General features: G+C 34.8%; 17 protein-coding genes. 9 read left to right on the forward strand and 8 right to left on the reverse strand.

Annotated elements, in window-relative coordinates; translation table 11 throughout:
- Window positions 1-7: 7 nt before the first annotated feature.
- From AAC084_RS18775 to AAC084_RS18790, 4 genes are read left to right on the forward strand one after another with little or no spacing between them, the layout of a single operon-like run.
- Window positions 8-532, forward strand: coding sequence for a GNAT family N-acetyltransferase (locus AAC084_RS18775; RefSeq protein ID WP_339841814.1), 525 nt, complete (start codon window positions 8-10; stop codon window positions 530-532).
- Entirely contained in the window at window positions 529-1,011 is a 483-nt protein-coding gene (locus AAC084_RS18780) for a GyrI-like domain-containing protein (protein ID WP_339841816.1), read from the forward strand. Before AAC084_RS18775 ends, AAC084_RS18780 begins: the two co-directional genes overlap by 4 nt.
- Window positions 1,008-2,291 carry an MFS transporter gene (locus AAC084_RS18785; RefSeq protein WP_339841818.1) on the forward strand — a complete coding sequence of 428 codons (1,284 nt, stop codon included), beginning with the start codon at window positions 1,008-1,010 and terminating at the stop codon, window positions 2,289-2,291. The genes AAC084_RS18780 and AAC084_RS18785 overlap by 4 nt, the downstream gene beginning before the upstream one ends.
- The gene (locus AAC084_RS18790) at window positions 2,254-2,646 is read left to right on the forward strand and encodes a DUF4345 domain-containing protein (RefSeq protein ID WP_339841820.1); all 393 of its coding nucleotides are present in this window, start codon (window positions 2,254-2,256) and stop codon (window positions 2,644-2,646) included. The genes AAC084_RS18785 and AAC084_RS18790 overlap by 38 nt, the downstream gene beginning before the upstream one ends.
- A 29-nt stretch (window positions 2,647-2,675) precedes the next feature.
- On the opposite strand, the gene lptB is transcribed toward AAC084_RS18790, so the two are convergent.
- The 4 genes from lptB to AAC084_RS18810 are packed head-to-tail and all read right to left on the reverse strand — an operon-like array spanning window position 2,676 to window position 5,630.
- Window positions 2,676-3,416, reverse strand: a complete 741-nt coding sequence (lptB, locus tag AAC084_RS18795) for an LPS export ABC transporter ATP-binding protein (protein ID WP_339841822.1) — start codon at window positions 3,414-3,416, stop codon at window positions 2,676-2,678.
- 51 nt (window positions 3,417-3,467) lie between these two features.
- Entirely contained in the window at window positions 3,468-3,818 is a 351-nt protein-coding gene (locus tag AAC084_RS18800; RefSeq protein WP_339841823.1) for a carboxymuconolactone decarboxylase family protein, read from the reverse strand.
- The gene (gene tatC / locus AAC084_RS18805; protein ID WP_339841824.1) at window positions 3,802-4,653 is read right to left on the reverse strand and encodes a twin-arginine translocase subunit TatC; all 852 of its coding nucleotides are present in this window, start codon (window positions 4,651-4,653) and stop codon (window positions 3,802-3,804) included. Before tatC ends, AAC084_RS18800 begins: the two co-directional genes overlap by 17 nt.
- Complete coding sequence (locus tag AAC084_RS18810; protein WP_339841826.1) at window positions 4,653-5,630, reverse strand: KpsF/GutQ family sugar-phosphate isomerase; 978 nt, start codon at window positions 5,628-5,630, stop codon at window positions 4,653-4,655. The genes tatC and AAC084_RS18810 overlap by 1 nt, the downstream gene beginning before the upstream one ends.
- Window positions 5,631-5,803: 173 nt before the next feature.
- Between AAC084_RS18810 and AAC084_RS18815 the strand changes: the two genes are divergently transcribed.
- A complete protein-coding gene (locus AAC084_RS18815; RefSeq protein ID WP_339841827.1) occupies window positions 5,804-8,014 on the forward strand; it encodes an ATP-dependent DNA helicase RecQ in 2,211 nt (736 codons plus the stop codon).
- Window positions 8,015-8,157: 143 nt separating this feature from the next.
- Here AAC084_RS18815 and AAC084_RS18820 read toward each other — a convergent pair whose 3' ends face one another.
- The 4 genes from AAC084_RS18820 to AAC084_RS18835 form a co-directional block, all read right to left on the reverse strand.
- Window positions 8,158-9,471: a carboxypeptidase-like regulatory domain-containing protein gene (locus AAC084_RS18820; RefSeq protein ID WP_339841829.1), complete on the reverse strand. Its 1,314-nt coding sequence runs from the start codon at window positions 9,469-9,471 to the stop codon at window positions 8,158-8,160.
- Between the two features lie 112 nt (window positions 9,472-9,583).
- Window positions 9,584-10,327, reverse strand: a complete 744-nt coding sequence (gene rluF, locus AAC084_RS18825; protein ID WP_339841830.1) for a 23S rRNA pseudouridine(2604) synthase RluF — start codon at window positions 10,325-10,327, stop codon at window positions 9,584-9,586.
- A gap of 23 nt (window positions 10,328-10,350) precedes the next feature.
- Complete coding sequence (locus AAC084_RS18830; protein ID WP_339841831.1) at window positions 10,351-11,478, reverse strand: serine hydrolase; 1,128 nt, start codon at window positions 11,476-11,478, stop codon at window positions 10,351-10,353.
- A 15-nt stretch (window positions 11,479-11,493) separates the two neighbouring features.
- Window positions 11,494-11,733: a hypothetical protein gene (locus tag AAC084_RS18835; protein ID WP_339841832.1), complete on the reverse strand. Its 240-nt coding sequence runs from the start codon at window positions 11,731-11,733 to the stop codon at window positions 11,494-11,496.
- Between the two features lie 236 nt (window positions 11,734-11,969).
- On the opposite strand from AAC084_RS18835, the gene AAC084_RS18840 reads away from it, so the two are divergent.
- From AAC084_RS18840 to AAC084_RS18855, 4 genes are all read left to right on the forward strand, one after another.
- Window positions 11,970-12,842: a peptidyl-prolyl cis-trans isomerase gene (locus tag AAC084_RS18840; protein WP_339841833.1), complete on the forward strand. Its 873-nt coding sequence runs from the start codon at window positions 11,970-11,972 to the stop codon at window positions 12,840-12,842.
- A gap of 88 nt (window positions 12,843-12,930) precedes the next feature.
- Window positions 12,931-14,274, forward strand: a complete 1,344-nt coding sequence (locus AAC084_RS18845; RefSeq protein WP_339841865.1) for a peptidylprolyl isomerase — start codon at window positions 12,931-12,933, stop codon at window positions 14,272-14,274.
- A 4-nt stretch (window positions 14,275-14,278) separates the two neighbouring features.
- The gene (locus AAC084_RS18850) at window positions 14,279-15,232 is read left to right on the forward strand and encodes a MoxR family ATPase (protein ID WP_339841834.1); all 954 of its coding nucleotides are present in this window, start codon (window positions 14,279-14,281) and stop codon (window positions 15,230-15,232) included.
- Between the two features lie 186 nt (window positions 15,233-15,418).
- Window positions 15,419-17,692 (forward strand): aconitate hydratase, encoded by a 2,274-nt coding sequence (locus tag AAC084_RS18855; RefSeq protein WP_339841835.1) that lies wholly within the window; start codon window positions 15,419-15,421, stop codon window positions 17,690-17,692.
- Window positions 17,693-17,716: the final 24 nt, after the last annotated feature.

Genomic DNA, 17,716 nt, shown 5'->3' on the forward strand with positions numbered 1-17,716 from the left:
TAAGAAAATGAACGTATATAATTCTACTACAAAGGATATAGATGAGATATTCAAGTTATATGGTATAGCGTCAGATTTTCAACGAAGCAAGAAAACAGTTGTGGTTTGGCCAGATTTTGATCGCAGTATGGTATCCGATGAGATTAATGAAAATAGGCAGTTTAAATTGCTCATTGACAATAAAATTGCCTGTGTTTGGGCCATCACTTTTTCAGATGAACAGATATGGAGAAAACGAAATGACGACTCTGCCATTTATATTCATCGTATTGCCACCAACCCAGATTTTAGAGGACATAATTTTGTGGGTTCAATTGTAGATTGGGCTAAATCTTATGCTAAAATCCAACAAAAAAGATATGTTAGGTTAGATACTATTGGAGAGAATAAAGGGTTAATAAGGCATTATACCAATGCCGGATTTGATTTTTTAGGTATGTTTGATTTACAGAATGTAGATACTTTGCCACCACATTATAAGGAAGGTCCTGCCTGTTTATTTGAAATTGACTTGAACAAAAGTGATAAATGAATAGGATTCCTAGAATCGTTGAATTGAAACCTAAATACTTGATTGGTATATCCCAACAAATGAGTTTGGTCGATAATACGACATTTGAGCTTTGGAAGAGTTTTAGGAAACGAAGTACCGAAATTACAAACCGATTATCTGACGATTTTATCTCGTTACAATACTATCCAGAGGAATATTTTAAGGATTTTAATCCTTCAACAAAATTCATTAAATGGGCTTGCGTTGAGGTTGATGAAGCTGAAAATATTCCGGTAAGCATGAATAGTTTACTTCTTGTAGGTGGTTTATTTGCTGTTTTTGACCACAAAGGTTCTAGTTCAGCCCAAGATATTTTTCAATATATTTATGGAGAATGGATTCCAAGCTCCAAATATCAACTAGACGACGGTCCACATTTTGAAGTTTTGGGAGCCAAGTATAAGAATAATGATCCTACCTCAGAAGAGGAAATTTGGATTCCGATTAGATTTAAATGAGAGACCCCGAAAAAGCACCCTGGTATTATTTATTTCTATTGATTTTAGCAGGAGAGAGTGTTTTTATCTTACCCTTTGTTTTACAACGTGTTTTTAGGCCTACAGTCTTAAAAGTATTCGAACTGGATAATGTAGATTTAGGTTTGTGTTTTTCGGTATATGGGTTTGTGGCACTAGTATCTTATCTGTTAGGAGGACCGTTAGCAGATAAATATCAGCCTAGAAAACTTATTGCTATTGCCCTTTGGATGACTGCTTTAGGTGGATTAGTCTTCGCTACTTTTCCGGAATATGCAACACTTCAAATACTTTATGGTTTTTGGGGGTTCACCACAATTTTTCTTTTTTGGTCACCCATGATAAAAGCCACGCGCGTTTGGGGCGGTGAAAAAGCACAAGGCAAGGCATTTGGTTTGTTAGATGGAGGTAGGGGACTTGTAGGTGCTCTTTTTGGTACCATGGGTGTATTGGTATTCTCCTATTTTATGACAGGAGATATAGAAGTTGCAACCTTAGAAGAAAGTAGGTTTGCCTTTCGTTATGTTATATTAACTTCTTCGGCAATTGTGGCAATGGTAGGACTGTTGGTTTGGTTATTTATGAAATTGCCAGAGGAGCTAGAAAGAGAAATCGTTGTTGATAAAATAACAGTTTCTCAAATTAAAGAAGTAATTAACTTGCCTTCGGTATTATTGTTAATGGTCATTATACTCTGCGCTTATGTAGGTTATAAGATTACCGACGTTTTCTCATTATATGCTCAAGATGTCATGTTGTTTGATGAAGTTGGTTCAGCAGAAGTTGGTACTTTCTTATTGTTTGTTCGTCCGGTAGTTGGCGTTTTAATTGGTGTGTTGGCAGACCATTCTAGGCCTAGTTTATGGTTGTTTATTAGTTTTATCATCGCTTTTTTAGGTGCAGTGATTTTTGCAACAGGTATGGTTGACAATACCTCGTACTTCTTTTTCTTGTTTTCTATTTTGGTAGTAGCTATAGGTGTCTATGCCGCCCGTTCATTATACTTTGCTGTAATGCAAAGTGGTAAAATACCTTTAGTTTTAACAGGCACAGCAGTGGGGTTGATTTCTTTGGTAGGATATACCCCTGATATTTTCGCAGGTCCGGCAATGGGGTATTTGCTAGATGCTTCACCAGGTTTGGAAGGGCATCAGCATGTATTTTGGATGCTGGCTATATTTTCATTCATTGGTGGACTAGCAGCATTTAGATATTTTCAACTTTATGGTAAACGAAAAAAGGGGCATCCCAAAAAATCTTAATTTATTACTTTCTGGTTTAATTGTGATAGTAGCTGGTGTGGTCTATGGTGGCCACCCTACTTATCTAATGCCAGAACTTTTAAATTTTAATGTGGAAGCCTTAGAATTAAAGAATATGCTACGTGCCGTTATGGGTATTTATATCGGTATTGGATCGTATTGGTTGTTAGGAGCTTTCAAACCTAATCTTTGGTCTGGTGCTACATTAAGCAATGTGCTATTTATGGGAGGTATTTCTTTTGGTAGAATTGTAAGTACAGTGTTCGACGGTGTCTCAATGTTATTGACGCCCGCTTTATTTTTAGAACTCTTATTCTTTGGTTGGGGATTATACAATATCAAAAAATACAAGTAATTGGTTGTAGTAATCGAAAATTACATTCTTTAAAAATCCAACTTTTTCTTACGTAGTTCAAAATTTTGACCTAAATACACTTTGCGAACCATTTCATCTGCAGCCAAATCTTCTGGCACACCAGATTTTAAAATACCACCTTCGAACATTAGATAAGATCTTTCTGTAATAGCGAGGGTTTCCTGCACGTTGTGATCCGTAATAAGTATACCAATGTTTTTGTCCTTTAGTTGGGCTACAATACGTTGTATGTCTTCTACAGCTACGGGATCTACACCGGCAAATGGTTCATCTAATAAAATAAACTTTGGGTCTGTAGCTAATGCACGTGCAATTTCAGTTCTTCTGCGTTCTCCACCAGAGAGTAAGTCTCCTCGACTTTTGCGAATATGTCCTAAACCAAATTCTTCTATTAGCGACTCCATTTTCATGTGCTGCTCTTTCTTACTCAATTTGGTTAACTGAAGTACGCTCAATATATTTTTTTCAATACTTAGCTTTCTAAAAACAGATGCTTCTTGCGCTAAATAACCGATACCATTTTGAGCGCGTTTATACATAGGAAATTTGGTAATTTCCATATCGTCTAACCAAATGCTACCTCCATTGGGTTTGATAAGTCCAACAATCATGTAGAATGAAGTTGTTTTACCAGCACCATTGGGTCCTAAAAGGCCAACGATTTCTCCTTGGTTTACTTCTAAAGAAATCCCTTTAACCACCCTACGACCTCTGTAAGATTTCATAATATTATCGGCACGTAACTTCATGTTTTCAAATCTATTGGTTATTCACCTGTTAGAAAAGTAATTAGGGATTATTTAACCTTGTTGGTTTTCTAATTCTTCCCAATACTCGTACGCTCTTCTTAAATGCGGTATAACAATGGTACCGCCTACTAAGGTGGCGATTGCTAAAGTTTCCATGACCTCTTCTTTCGAAACACCTTCTTTGTAAGAACTTTCTAAATGATATTTTACACAATCGTCGCAACGAAGAACGGTAGAGGCAACAAGACCTAATAACTCTTTGGTCTTGACATCTAATGCTCCGGCAGCAAAAGCATTGGTATCTAAATTAAATATTCTTTTAACTATCTTATTGTTGTCGGCCAATAGCTTGTCGTTCATCTTAGCACGATAAGCATTAAATTCTTCAATTTGGTTTGACATTCCTTTTTTCTTTTTCAGCTTTTTTTCTTTCTTTTCTAAGTACCATGGCAGAAATATATATACTTACTTGGTATAATATTAATACAGGTATTGCAACAATAATCTGACTTGCTACATCTGGTGGCGTAATAACCGCAGATAAAATAAGTACGATTACAAGTGCAATTTTTCGATATTTCTTCATAATCTCAGGAGTGACAAGACCCACTTTTGTTAAGAAGAATATAATTATAGGTAATTCAAATAAGATACCACAGGCAATAACAGAAGCTCTTACGGTAGATATATAGGATGCTAAATCAAATTCGTTGGTTACTTCAGCACTTACTTGATAGGTTCCTAAAAAGTTAATAGATAATGGAGCAACTACGTAATAACCGAATAATACACCCATAAAAAACAACATCGAAGCAATTAATATGAAGCCTCTTGAACTTTTACGTTCTTTTTCATAAAGTCCTGGGCTAATGAATTTCCACATTTCGTACAAAACGTATGGGAATCCGATGATGAAACCTGCCCAAATGGAAGTCCAAATGTGTGCCGAAAATTGCCCTGACATTAATCTACTTTGTATGGTAAATGGTAATTTATCTGCACAGAAAGCAGAATCAAAACCGAAATAGGTAGCAATGTCACAAAACATTCTATAGGTTGGGAAATCCATTTTTTTAGGGCCGAATATGACCGTATCAAAAATGAAATCTTTCATTAAAAAGGCTACAGAGCCTATGATAACGATTGCCAGGGTAGACCGAATTAAATGCCATCTTAATTCTTCTAAATGGTCGAGAAATGACATCTCGTTGTGAGGCTTAGTAGCTTTTGAACTCATTATAAAATACCTTCGTTAATTAAATTATGTAAATGAATAACACCAACATATGTGTCATTGTCCATGGCAAGTAATTGTGAAATTCCTTTTTTCTGCATATGCTCCAAAGCTTTAATGGCTAGGGTATCGGCAGGTATTGTTTTCGGGTTGCTTGTCATGATATCTTCTGCGATAAGACCTTTAATATTATCATGCTTGTTAAGCATACGTCTAATGTCGCCATCGGTTATGATACCAACAATTTTTTCACCATCGAGAACAGCAGTAACGCCTAACATTTTTTTAGATATCTCTACGATAACTTTTTTAACCTCAGCATTTTTTTGAACTTTTGGAATTTGATTTTTGCTTACTAAATCTGCAACTCTCAAATAAAGTCGTTTTCCTAATGAACCACCTGGGTGATATTTTGCGAAATCTGTACTGCTAAATCCTTTTATTTCTAAAAGAACTATGGCCAAGGCATCGCCCATGACCAATTGTGCTGTGGTACTTGTGGTGGGGGCCAATCCGTTAGGGCAGGCTTCTTTTTCTACAAAAGTGTTCAGAATATAATCTGCTTGTTTTGCTAAAAAAGATTGGGTATTACCTGTCATGGCAATCAATTTATTAGTACCCCTTTTAATAAGAGGAACCAACATTTTAATTTCTGGAGTATTACCACTGTTAGAAATGCAAATCACTACATCATTGTCTTGAACCGTGCCTAAATCACCATGAATTGCGTCACCGGCATGCATGAAAATTGCAGGTGTTCCTGTAGAATTTAAGGTAGCTACTATCTTCGTAGCAATGATGGCGCTTTTTCCAATACCAGAAATAATTACGCGCCCTTTGGATTCAATTATGCAATTAACAACATTGGCAAAATCGTCAGTTAAAAGAGTTGAGAGATGTGCTATTGCATCACGCTCAGTTTCAATGGTTTTTTTCGCCAAGTCAATAATGGTGTCCGTAGCTATCAATCTATTATTCAAATTATGGATTGTATTCCTAAAAGAATGTGTTATCTTTAAGATGACAAAATTAAACAAACTTAATTTTATATGCTGATTATCGCATAAGAATTTAGCGTAGCTAAGCTAGGTATTTAATATTTTTGTTCGCTTATTAGTTTTAATATAAGTAGTGCCCCCCTTAAATGTAAAATGTGACATACAGTAAAGATTTCGATAATATAGATTTACATTCCTCATTAAAAAAACATTTCGGTTTTTCTCAATTCAAAGGACTTCAAGAAGAAGTAATCAGAAATGTTTTACAAAGGAATAATACGTTTGTGATTATGCCCACAGGCGGTGGTAAATCACTTTGCTATCAATTACCTGCTCTTATGCAAGAGGGTACGGCGATAATAGTATCACCTTTAATCGCTTTGATGAAAAATCAGGTAGATGCCATTCGTGGTGTTTCTTCTGAACATGGCATTGCACATGTATTAAATTCCTCATTGAACAAAGGAGAGATAAAACAAGTTAAACAAGATATAACCGACGGTATTACCAAACTGTTATATGTTGCTCCTGAGTCATTGACAAAAGAGGAAAATGTTGAATTTTTGCGATCAGTGATTGTATCTTTTGTTGCGGTCGATGAAGCGCATTGTATTTCTGAATGGGGACATGATTTTAGACCTGAGTATCGCAATCTTAAATCGATTGTGGAGCGCTTAGGTGATAATATTCCAATTATAGGTCTTACCGCTACGGCAACACCTAAAGTACAAGAAGATATTATAAAGAATTTAGGAATTGGTGGGGCGAAATTATTCAAGGCCTCTTTTAACAGACCTAATCTTTTCTATGAGGTACGTACCAAGACTGAGAATATAGAAGCTGATATTATAAGATTTGTAAAGCAAAATTCAGGAAAGTCTGGAATTATATATTGCCTTAGCCGTAAGAAGGTCGAAGCATTAGCTCAGGTTTTACAAGTCAACGGTATTAGTGCCGTTCCATACCACGCAGGTTTTGATGCAAAAACGAGGTCTAAATATCAAGATATGTTCTTGATGGAAGATGTCGATGTTGTAGTTGCCACGATTGCATTTGGTATGGGAATAGATAAGCCAGATGTTCGTTTTGTCATTCATCATGATATCCCCAAAAGTATTGAAAGTTACTATCAAGAAACAGGTAGAGCTGGCCGTGATGGGGGTGAAGGCCATTGTTTAGCATATTACTCATATAAGGATATTGAAAAGCTAGAGAAGTTTATGTCTGGTAAACCGGTAGCTGAACAAGAAATAGGGAATGCATTGCTTCAAGAAGTTGTAGCTTATGCTGAAACGTCTATGTCTAGACGTAAATTTATGTTGCATTATTTTGGTGAGGAGTTTGATGATGTAAGTGGCGATGGTGCTGAAATGGATGATAACACCAAAAACCCGAAAGAGAAAGAAGAAGCGCAGGACAATGTTTTAAAACTACTTAAAGTTGTTCAGGGAACAAGCGAAAAGTTCAAATCAAAAGAAGTAGTAAATACGATACGAGGAAAGACCAATGCTATTATCTCATCGCATAAGACCAATGAAAAGGATTTCTTTGGTATTGGTTCAGATAAAGATAAAAGTTACTGGATGGCATTGGTGCGTCAAACCTTGGTTGCTGGACTATTGCGAAAAGAGATTGAGCAATATGGAGTTATGCATCTAACAGAAAATGGAAAAAATTTCTTGAAGAAGCCAGTTTCATTTATGATGACTAAAGATCATGTCTACAATGCCGAAAATGACAATGCAATTGTAGGTGCTGCAAAAGTTGGAGGCATCGCAGATGAGCGTCTTTTGAAACAATTAAAGGATTTGAGAAAAGCTCAGTCCAAAAAGTTAGGAGTACCGCCATTTGTGGTTTTTCAAGATCCATCATTAGAGGATATGGCTTTGAAATATCCTATTTCTCATGAAGAATTATTAAATATACATGGTGTAGGTGAGGGGAAAGCGAAAAAATATGGTAAACCATTTATTGCTTTTATAAATGACTATGTTACGGAAAATGAAATTATTCGACCAGATGATTTAGTTGTGAAAAGTACGGGTGCTAATTCTGCTTTAAAACTGTATGTAATTCAGAATGTAGATAGAAAGTTACCCTTATCGGATATAGCTTCTTCTAAAGGATTGCAGATTCCGGAACTGATTAAAGAGATGGAGCAAATAGTTTTTAGTGGTACCAAACTTAACCTTAACTACTGGATCGATGAAATTTTAGATGAAGATCAGCAAGAAGAGATTCATGATTACTTTTTAGAAGCCGATACCGATGATTTGGAAGAAGCTATGGCCGAATTTGATGGAGAGTATGAGGAAGAAGAACTTCGTCTTTATAGGTTGAAATTTATTAGTGAAGTTGCTAACTAATAAGCTAATTTTGCCTTTTGTTTTACGTTTTTAAAATTCCTTTTGCTAACTCTTGAATATAGAATTAGTAAAAGGAATTTTTAGCTTTCATATAATTTTCAGTATTGTTGTAAAACATTCAATTATGCTTTACCCCAATGAAATTAGGGATTAGATGTACCGTCTGTATTTGATTTATCTCTGCGCAATTGTCTTTGAATTTTTTTAATTGCAGATTCGATAGATTTTTCAGGTTCTATAATATTATATTCTCCCCAGAAATTAGGATCAGCAAAACCTATTGCTTCATCACTTAAAATTATGGACGATTTAATTCTATCTTTTGACCTTGGTATAACGTTATCAATATTCTTTTCCCAATCCGTTATGGCCATTTCAGAGCTCATAGTATATACTGAATTAAACAAACGCTTATCCCAATTAATTTTGAATTCTAAAAGCACATTACTATAGCCATAATACCATTTTCCATTCTTCTCGCGATAATCTACTCTATAAGATACTTCAGTGGGCCAAACTTCTGCATTTCTCGGTTTTTTACGGACAAACATTTGAGAAGCTAATCTTCTGTCTGTTATGTTCAAAGAGTATACTGCCCTAGTTAAAATTTTATTTTCTGCATCTATATATAATTTACCAGTATATAAAGGATCAATGATTTCAGGTTTTTGTTTAAAATCGATAACATAGATTAATTGGTCGTTTACCCTTGTAGAGGTGTCAAAAGAAAAATCATAGTAGGAAAAAGTTTCCGGAGTAAAAATATAATTAGGATACTTAACCATATCTACAAATAAGGTGTTGAAGGGCCCACCTTGTAGTTTTAAAACAACAGTATCTAATTTTGTATAATTCGTGCTCTTTCTTGCCTTATATAATTCTAACGCATCACTTTTATTTGATGAATATGGGGCTTTGTAAATATTAACAACAGCTTCTGAAAGACTGACATTTGTTCTTCTCTTCTTAATGGTTTCCCTATAAAAAGCTGTCATTACAGTACTTTCATTCAGATAATTAACTCCTTTTTTATCTAAGATCTCTTTTACCAAAGCTTCAGCATCATTTGGTGCATCTATTCTAGCTTCTGATAATGCCATAACAAATTCATCCATCAATATTTTACTGCCCTCTTTGTCTAATTGAGCTAGTGGTATCAATTTTGTTTTATATCCTAAGTAAGCGATTAATAGATTTTCACTCACTTTATCATTAGGCACTTTAAGAGAAAATTCTCCTTCTGAATTAGTAATGGTACTAAGATTAGAGTTCTCGATAGTTAAGGTGGCAAAAACTAAAGGTTTATTGCTATTAGAATCGAGTACTTCACCAGTGTATTCTACAAAAATAGAACTTTGGGCAAAAATAAAATTTGCTCCAGTAACTATAAATAGGAAAATGAATAGGAGAAGCTTAGGTTCAGACTTTCTTGAAATGATATTATGTGCTGTTTTCATTACCTTTCTTTTTTTTATAATAAGGTAGTGATTTTTAGTAGATTATCCTCTAATTATAGGCGGTATTTTAGCACTAATGTATCTTAATAAAATGGAATCGGCCTAATCTTAATTACCTGTTGTCATTGAAAGTTTTAGAAGAGGAACTTACTAGTCTGTTAATTTCTTGCAGTTCTTCTTCCGTTAGGTCTCTATAGGTACCGACGGGTATATCTAGCTGTACGTTCATAATTCTAATACGTTTTAACTTTTTTACTCTATAATCTAAATACTCACACATACGACGTATTTGTCTATTGAGGCCTTGAGTCAGAATAATACGGAATTGATATGTGCTTACTTCAAATACCTCACATTCTTTAGTTATCGTATCTAAAATGGGAATTCCTTTACGCATTCGTTTAAGAAAATCTATAGTAATCGGTTTGTCTACTGTTACAAGATATTCTTTCTCATGATTGTTACGAGCTCTCAGAATCTTATTTACAATATCACCATCATCAGTTAAAAAAATAAGTCCTTCACTAGGCTTATCTAATCTTCCAATAGGAAAAATTCGTTTGTGATAATTGATATAATCGATGATATTATCTTTCTCAACACCAGTGTCTGTAGTACAAACGATACCTACAGGTTTATTGAACGCCAAATACGTTGATTTTCCTTTTGGTTCTTTAATTAGTTCTCCATCGACTTTTACAACATCATTTGTTGAAATTTTAGTGCCCATTTCGGGTACTTCTCCATTGATGGTTACCCTACCTTGCTCAATAAGTTTGTCTGCCGCCCTACGAGAACAATAGCCAGCTTCGCTTAGGTATTTGTTGATTCTTGTTTTATTAGAATTGTCTTGCATAATTCTTATTGAGGTTTCAGGTATTATTTACGTTTTAGTTCCTGTTGATATATTTCTCTACCTAACTGCGCTAGAAATGGTAATCCGATTTCGTCATATTCGTAAGCATCATCATTGAATATACCATCTTTGTTTACTGAAATAGTAGCGGTTAGCATAAAATCGATATTCTCTTTAGTGTCTTTTATATAAGCACAATCGGTTAATGTGCCATAGGCAAATCCTACTTTGTTATATATTTCTAAATGATCGGGAATATTTTCTTTGGTGTCACCGAACATGAAAAATTTACAGTAACCGTCGTAATATGTTTTTGAATCATACCCAACCTTACGCGGAACAGTGTGCATGGCTGATAATAAATATTGGTGTTGTTCGGCACTTATATCAAAACGTTCTTTGGTTTCAAAGTTTTGAGGAAAAATCACCCTTTTTAAGAGGTTGTGTTGTGATGAAATTGGGTAATAATTTTTACTACTGAAATCAAATGATTCATGAATCAATATGTCATCCTCATAATAGCCCGAACCTTTAGTAATATTTAAAAGTTTGAGTTTTATAGGTGTCTTATTTAAAATAGGTTGAGTAATACCAGTTGTAGAATCATTCAAATAAATGATTAAAGGTTTGGTTTTTAATTCTTCTGAATGGTATCCTAACCTATGCGTAATTCGAACAGGAGTAATTCCTTTTTTTTCTAAGTTGTCATTAATAGTTTCAAACCCTAAGAGCTCAACCAATCTATTGTTGGCTAAGTTATCGCTTACCGAGAAAATTTCAGATACATCTTGTTTAAAAGTACTTTCAATAGTATCACCTTCTATATAGTATTTCGAGTCTATAGTTAAGGTGTCGGTTTTATTCAATCTTTCTAATGCCAAAACTGCCGTTGGAAATTTAACCGTACTTGCCGGATAAAAATACATGCTATCATTAACCTGAAAATCATAGTCAGTGAATATTACACTATCATTTCTTCTGTCTATTTGCGTGTATCTTATTTGAACCTGATAATTGTCAATACTATCCATTACCCTTTTTATTTTTGGATTTTTAGAGGATAAAGCAGTCTCAAGAAAATTTAAATTTTGGTCTTGTGGAGCGCACGAGACTACAAAAGAATAGCATATTATCAGTATAAGATGTTTCATGATTAGGAGGTTTTGTTATGGTGTATATACCTCACCACGATGTGGCTTTAGCATATCCCTAACCGTAATCATTTCTTTTTCTTCTACCACCATAAATGCTATGCTATACATGTCATTTAGTTCTTTGAAACCTGTAATGTTGAGTGCAGTGTTTTCTAGGGCAATAAATTCCTTTAAATGCTTTTCATGGTGCTCAGCTGTTTTTTTTGCAGCAGGGCCTTTAAAATCCCAAATTAATTTTATTTGTCTGCTCAAGTAATTGTTGGTTTTAAATTAATGATTTTAACTAGGCAAATTTACCAAAAAATCATCGGTTCATGTACCGATTCGTAATAGTTTACAGCTTACAATAGTTGACTTTTTAAACAATAATTATGTTTTTATTCTGTAATGTAGTATCAAAAATTGTGTTAAGTAAATCAATAAGCATTTGCATACGAAGTGGTTATTGCTATTTTTGCTCGATGTTTTTTAATAAATCAAAATTTTTAATGAAAAAAGTATATTCTATTTTACTGGTAGGATTGCTTTCTGTTGTGGTAATTTCTTGTGATGGTCTTTTTAAAAAGGAAGAACTGAAGAACCCAATTGCTAGGGTAGGCGATGCTTATTTGTTTCAGGAAGATCTAGCACCTTTAATTACCGAGAACATGACCAAAGGAGATAGTGCCTCTTTTGCTATTAACTATATTAATAATTGGGCTTCAAAACAATTATTGTTATCCAAGGCAAAAATAAATCTGTCAGAAGATAAATTGGCAGAGTACAATGCATTGGTAGACGATTATAGGACTGATTTATATACACGTGTATATAAAGAAGCCTTAGTATCACAAACTACAGATACTGTTATTACAAATGCCCAATTAGAAGCGTTCTACGAAAAAGGTAAGGAAAACTTTAAACTCAAAGAAAGAATAGCCAGAATAAGATTTGTCTCTTTGCCAAAAGGGTTTATGAATAAAGATGAGGTAGCTAAACGGTTAAAAAAGTTTAAAAAAGAAGATGTTCGTTATTTAGATTCCATTGGCGTGCAATTCAATAAATTAAATTTTAATGATTCTATTTGGGTACGTTACACTAGAATTTTTGAAGAAATACCACCAATTACCATTGACAATGCCGATAAGTACTTAAAAAATTCACAATTTTTTGAATTGGAGGATTCAATCGGGGTATATTTGGGGAAAATAGAAGAAATAAAGGATGTTAATGAAATTGCGCCTTTGTCTTTTATTAAACCTACCATAGAACAAGTTTTATTAAGCCGCAGAAAAATGGACTACCTGCGTAAATTAGAAACTGAATTATTAGATGAAGCAATCAAGGATAAAGAATTTGAAGTTTTCGAAAGTAAAAAATAGTATATATATCGGTTCGGTGCTACTGTTTTCTAGTGTTGTTACAGCACAAGATTCCATCCCTACAGTACCTGATAATCAAGTTGAGCCTATGGAGGCTGTTGCAGAAGCAGCGGTTTCAAAGAGAGACTCGTCAATTAATTTTAAGAGAATTAAATTAGATGGCATTGCCGCAGTTGTTGGTGATTATGTAATACTTGACTCCGATATTGAAAAAACCTTAATCGATTTAAAAAGTCAAGGGGCTTCAACAGAAGATATTACCCACTGTGGTCTTTTAGGTAAGTTGATGGAAGACCGTTTGTATGCTAACCAAGCTGTTCAGGATAGTATATTGGTTTCTGATGACGAGGTAAACGCTACAGGTGATCGTCAATTACAATCTTTAGTACAGCAAATAGGCTCTATGGATAAGGTCTTAAAGTATTACAAGAAAGAAGATGAAGCTACTTTTAGAGAAGAACTATACAAGATCAATAAACTACGTATGCTGTCTGAGCGTATGCAACAAGATATAATTAAAGAGATTGAAATTACACCTGAAGAGGTTCGTCAATTCTTTAATAAGATACCTGAAGATGAACGACCAGTATTCGGAGCTGAATTAGAAATTGCACAAATTACCAAAGAACCTAAGCCATCTGAAGAAGAGAAACAAAAAGTAATAGATAAGCTTAATCAGATTAAAGCGGATGTTGATGATAACGATGCCAGTTTTAGTGTTAAAGCGATTCTGTATTCTCAGGATCCAGGGTCTAAATCTAAAGGCGGTTTTTATAGTATTACTAAAGATACTGGATTTGATAAAACCTTTAAAGATGTAGCGTTTAGTTTAAAAGAAGGTGAGGTTTCTGAACCTTTTGAAACTACATTCGGTTATCACATAATATTTATTGAGAAAATTAGAGGTCAAGAATTAGATTTGAGACATATTCTTGTTCAACCGGAAATATCTCAAAATGTGCTTGATGAAGCAAAATCTGAATTAGATAGTATTCGTAAAAAAATCATCAATAAGGAATTTACCTTTGCTGAAGCTGCACTTAATTTTTCTGATGAAAAGGAAACCAAATTCGACGGTGGACTACTAAGAAATCCTCAAGATTTTAGTTCTCGTTTCGAATTAACTAAGATGGATCCTACCTTATACAACCAGGTACAGAATTTAAAAGATAACGAAGTTACTTACCCTGTTTTAGAACAAGATCCACGCGGCGGGCCTCCAAAATACAAGATTCTTAAGATTACAAATAGGTTTGATGAGCATGTAGCTGATTTCTCGAAAGATTATACCAAGATTCAAGATTTAGCTCTTACCGAAAAGAAATATAATGCCATCAAGAAATGGATGGATGAGCATATCGAAGAAACCTATATAAGTGTAAACGACGAGAATAGAGATTGTGACTTCGCTAACAACTGGGTAAAGGAATAGAGATATGTCAGACGTTGCCGCTATAGAACGCCTAGTTATAAAACATGCTGAGCTTAAAAAGGAAATAGCTAAGGTAATTGTTGGTCAAGAAGATGTGATTGAACAGATTTTGCTTTCAATTTATACAGGTGGTCACTCATTATTGATTGGTGTACCTGGGTTGGCAAAAACGTTAATGGTGAATACCATTGCCCAAGCTTTAGGGCTTGATTTTAAAAGAATACAATTTACTCCAGATTTAATGCCGAGCGATATACTTGGCAGTGAGGTTTTAGATCAAAACAGAAATTTTAAGTTTCTAAAAGGGCCTATTTTTTCAAACATCATTTTAGCTGATGAAATTAATAGAACGCCACCAAAAACACAGGCGGCACTTTTAGAGGCAATGCAAGAAAGAGCTGTAACTATTGCAGGTCATCAGCATAAATTAGAATTGCCATATTTTGTTTTGGCAACACAGAATCCAATTGAACAAGAAGGAACTTATCCTTTACCAGAAGCTCAATTAGACCGTTTTATGTTTGCGATAGAATTGAAATACCCTTCTATTGCAGAAGAAATTCAAGTGGTTAAGAATACCACGGCTGATATAAAACAAACTATAAATCCACTTTTCAATGCCCAAGATATAATTGCAATTCAAGATTTAGTCCGAAGAATTCCTGTTGCGGATAATGTGGTAGAATATGCCGTAAAATTAGTAAACAGTACTAGACCAAATTTAGATACAGCTTCAGAATATGTAAAGCAATATTTAGATTGGGGTGCTGGCCCAAGGGCATCACAGAACCTTATTTTAGGTGCTAAGGCGAATGCTGCCATCAATGGTAAATTTTCTCCGGATATAGAAGATGTTCATGTGGTAGTAAAAGGGATACTTCGTCATCGTATCATTAAAAATTATAAAGCAGAAGCAGAAGGTATCAGCGAAGAGGATATCATTGATAAATTGCTTTAATACACTTCCTTATTTTTTAGCTTTTTAAGAGTGAAAGGTAATAATAGACACATTCTTTAGAATGTAGTACTACTTCCTATTTTACACTATTTGAGAAAAAGCGAACAATCATACTTATTTAATTTTAATTGCGTTGTAGATTTTCTTAAATTTACGGAATTGCGCTAACTTAAAATTAGATAAAGAATGGCATTTGATATTGATATGATAAAAGGAGTTTACGCCAATATGGCTAAACGTGTTGATGAGGCAAGGAATATTGTAGGAAAACCACTTACTCTTTCAGAGAAAATTTTGTATTCACATCTATGGGATGGTACGCCAACTAAAGCCTTTACAAGAGGTAAAGATTATGTTGATTTTGCACCGGATCGTATCGCTTGTCAGGATGCCACCGCACAAATGGCATTATTGCAGTTTATGCAGGCAGGTAAGCCAAAGGTAGCAGTGCCAACTACGGTTCACTGTGATCACTTAATTCAAGCAAAAAATGGTGCTACTGCCGATTTAAAATCTGCAAATACAACTAGTGCTGAAGTTTTTGACTTTTTAGAATCAGTTTCTAATAAATACGGAATTGGTTTTTGGAAACCAGGAGCAGGTATTATTCACCAAGTTGTATTAGAAAATTATGCATTCCCAGGGGGTATGATGATTGGTACAGATTCGCATACAGTAAATGCCGGTGGTTTAGGTATGGTTGCTATTGGTGTTGGTGGTGCAGATGCTGTTGATGTTATGGCAGGCATGGCGTGGGAATTAAAATTTCCAAAATTAATCGGTGTTAAGTTAACTGGAACAATTTCTGGTTGGACAGCGCCTAAGGATGTAATACTTAAAGTTGCCGAAATTCTTACTGTAAAAGGTGGAACAGGAGCAATCGTAGAATATTTTGGTTCTGGTGCTTTATCATTATCATGTACTGGTAAAGGAACTATTTGTAACATGGGTGCTGAAATAGGCGCGACTACTTCTACATTTGGCTATGATGATTCTATGGAGCGTTATTTAAGAGCTACCGATAGAGCTGATATTGCTGATGCAGCTAATGAAGTTAGAGAGCATTTAACTGCCGATGCTGAGGTATATGCAAATCCAGAACAATATTTTGATGAAGTTATTGAGATTAACTTATCAGAATTAACGCCATTATTGAATGGCCCGTTTACGCCAGATTTGTCGACTAAAGTTGGTCATGATATGACAGAAAAGGCTACGGCACACGAATGGCCATTGGCTGTTGAGTGGGGATTAATTGGTTCTTGTACAAACTCTTCATACGAAGATTTGTCTAGAGCATCTTCAATCGCACAACAAGCTATAGATAAAGGACTAAAAATGAAAGCTGAATTAGGAATTAATCCTGGTTCTGAGCAAGTACGTTATACAGCTGCCCGTGATGGAATTCTTGGAATATTTGAGAAATTAGATGCTAAGATATTTACGAATGCATGCGGTCCTTGTATCGGCCAATGGGCTCGTTACAGTGATCCTAAGAATGCGCCAAAAAATAGTATTGTGCATTCTTTCAATAGAAACTTTGCGAAACGTGCCGATGGTAATCCAAATACGCACGCTTTTGTAGCTTCACCAGAAATAACTGCAGCTATTGCAATTGCAGGTAGATTAGATTTTAATCCTATGAAGGATACTTTAATCAATGAAAATGGAGAGGAAGTTATGTTTGACGAACCAACAGGATGGGAATTACCTCCTAAAGGTTTTGAAGTAGAAGATGCAGGTTATTTAGCTCCAGATAAAGATGGTTCTGGTGTTTCTGTTAAAGTAGCTACAGATTCTGAAAGATTACAATTATTAGTACCGTTTACACCTATAGAGGACGAAAGTTTAATGGGGGCTAAATTGTTGATTAAGGCATTTGGTAAATGTACAACGGATCACATTTCTATGGCAGGACCCTGGTTGCGTTTCCGTGGACATTTAGATAATATTTCTAACAACTGTTTAATTGGTGCTGTTAACGCATTTGGTCATAAGACTAACTTGGTTAAAAATCAATTAACTGGAGAATTTGGTGGTGTTCCTGATACGGCACGTGATTATAAAGCTGCGGGTGTTAGTAGTATTGTAGTTGGTGACCATAACTACGGTGAAGGTTCTTCTCGTGAGCACGCTGCAATGGAGCCACGTCATTTAGGTGTTGCTGCTGTTATAGTAAAGTCCTTTGCACGTATACATGAAACAAATCTTAAAAAACAAGGTATGTTAGGGTTGACTTTTGCTAATGAAAGTGATTATGACCTTATTCAAGAAGATGACACTTTTAACTTTCTTGATATTTCAGAATTTGCACCGGACAAGCAATTAACAATCGAGGTTGTTCATGCTGATGGTAGTAAGGATGTGATTAAGGTAAATCATACGTATAATGCTGCCCAAATAGGATGGTATAGAGAAGGTTCTGCTCTTAATGTTATTAAGAGAGAAAACGCTTCTTAATTTAACAGCTTAAAATAAGTGAGG

The organism is uncultured Maribacter sp., assembly GCF_963977385.1.
Taxonomy (GTDB): domain Bacteria; phylum Bacteroidota; class Bacteroidia; order Flavobacteriales; family Flavobacteriaceae; genus Maribacter.

What these genes read in the sequence shown, in the direction of transcription:
- AAC084_RS18775 (WP_339841814.1), top strand. Translation starts at nt 8, where the DNA reads ATGAACGTATATAATTCTACTACAAAGGATATAGATGAGATATTCAAG.
- AAC084_RS18790 (WP_339841820.1), top strand. Translation starts at nt 2,254, where the DNA reads ATGGTAAACGAAAAAAGGGGCATCCCAAAAAATCTTAATTTATTACTT.
- AAC084_RS18820 (WP_339841829.1), bottom strand. Translation starts at nt 9,471, where the DNA reads ATGAAAACAGCACATAATATCATTTCAAGAAAGTCTGAACCTAAGCTT.
- AAC084_RS18800 (WP_339841823.1), bottom strand. Translation starts at nt 3,818, where the DNA reads ATGTCAAACCAAATTGAAGAATTTAATGCTTATCGTGCTAAGATGAAC.
- AAC084_RS18850 (WP_339841834.1), top strand. Translation starts at nt 14,279, where the DNA reads ATGTCAGACGTTGCCGCTATAGAACGCCTAGTTATAAAACATGCTGAG.
- lptB (WP_339841822.1), bottom strand. Translation starts at nt 3,416, where the DNA reads ATGAAGTTACGTGCCGATAATATTATGAAATCTTACAGAGGTCGTAGG.
- AAC084_RS18840 (WP_339841833.1), top strand. Translation starts at nt 11,970, where the DNA reads ATGAAAAAAGTATATTCTATTTTACTGGTAGGATTGCTTTCTGTTGTG.
- AAC084_RS18780 (WP_339841816.1), top strand. Translation starts at nt 529, where the DNA reads ATGAATAGGATTCCTAGAATCGTTGAATTGAAACCTAAATACTTGATT.
- rluF (WP_339841830.1), bottom strand. Translation starts at nt 10,327, where the DNA reads ATGCAAGACAATTCTAATAAAACAAGAATCAACAAATACCTAAGCGAA.
- AAC084_RS18845 (WP_339841865.1), top strand. Translation starts at nt 12,931, where the DNA reads ATGGAGGCTGTTGCAGAAGCAGCGGTTTCAAAGAGAGACTCGTCAATT.
- AAC084_RS18855 (WP_339841835.1), top strand. Translation starts at nt 15,419, where the DNA reads ATGGCATTTGATATTGATATGATAAAAGGAGTTTACGCCAATATGGCT.
- AAC084_RS18785 (WP_339841818.1), top strand. Translation starts at nt 1,008, where the DNA reads ATGAGAGACCCCGAAAAAGCACCCTGGTATTATTTATTTCTATTGATT.
- tatC (WP_339841824.1), bottom strand. Translation starts at nt 4,653, where the DNA reads ATGAGTTCAAAAGCTACTAAGCCTCACAACGAGATGTCATTTCTCGAC.
- AAC084_RS18830 (WP_339841831.1), bottom strand. Translation starts at nt 11,478, where the DNA reads ATGAAACATCTTATACTGATAATATGCTATTCTTTTGTAGTCTCGTGC.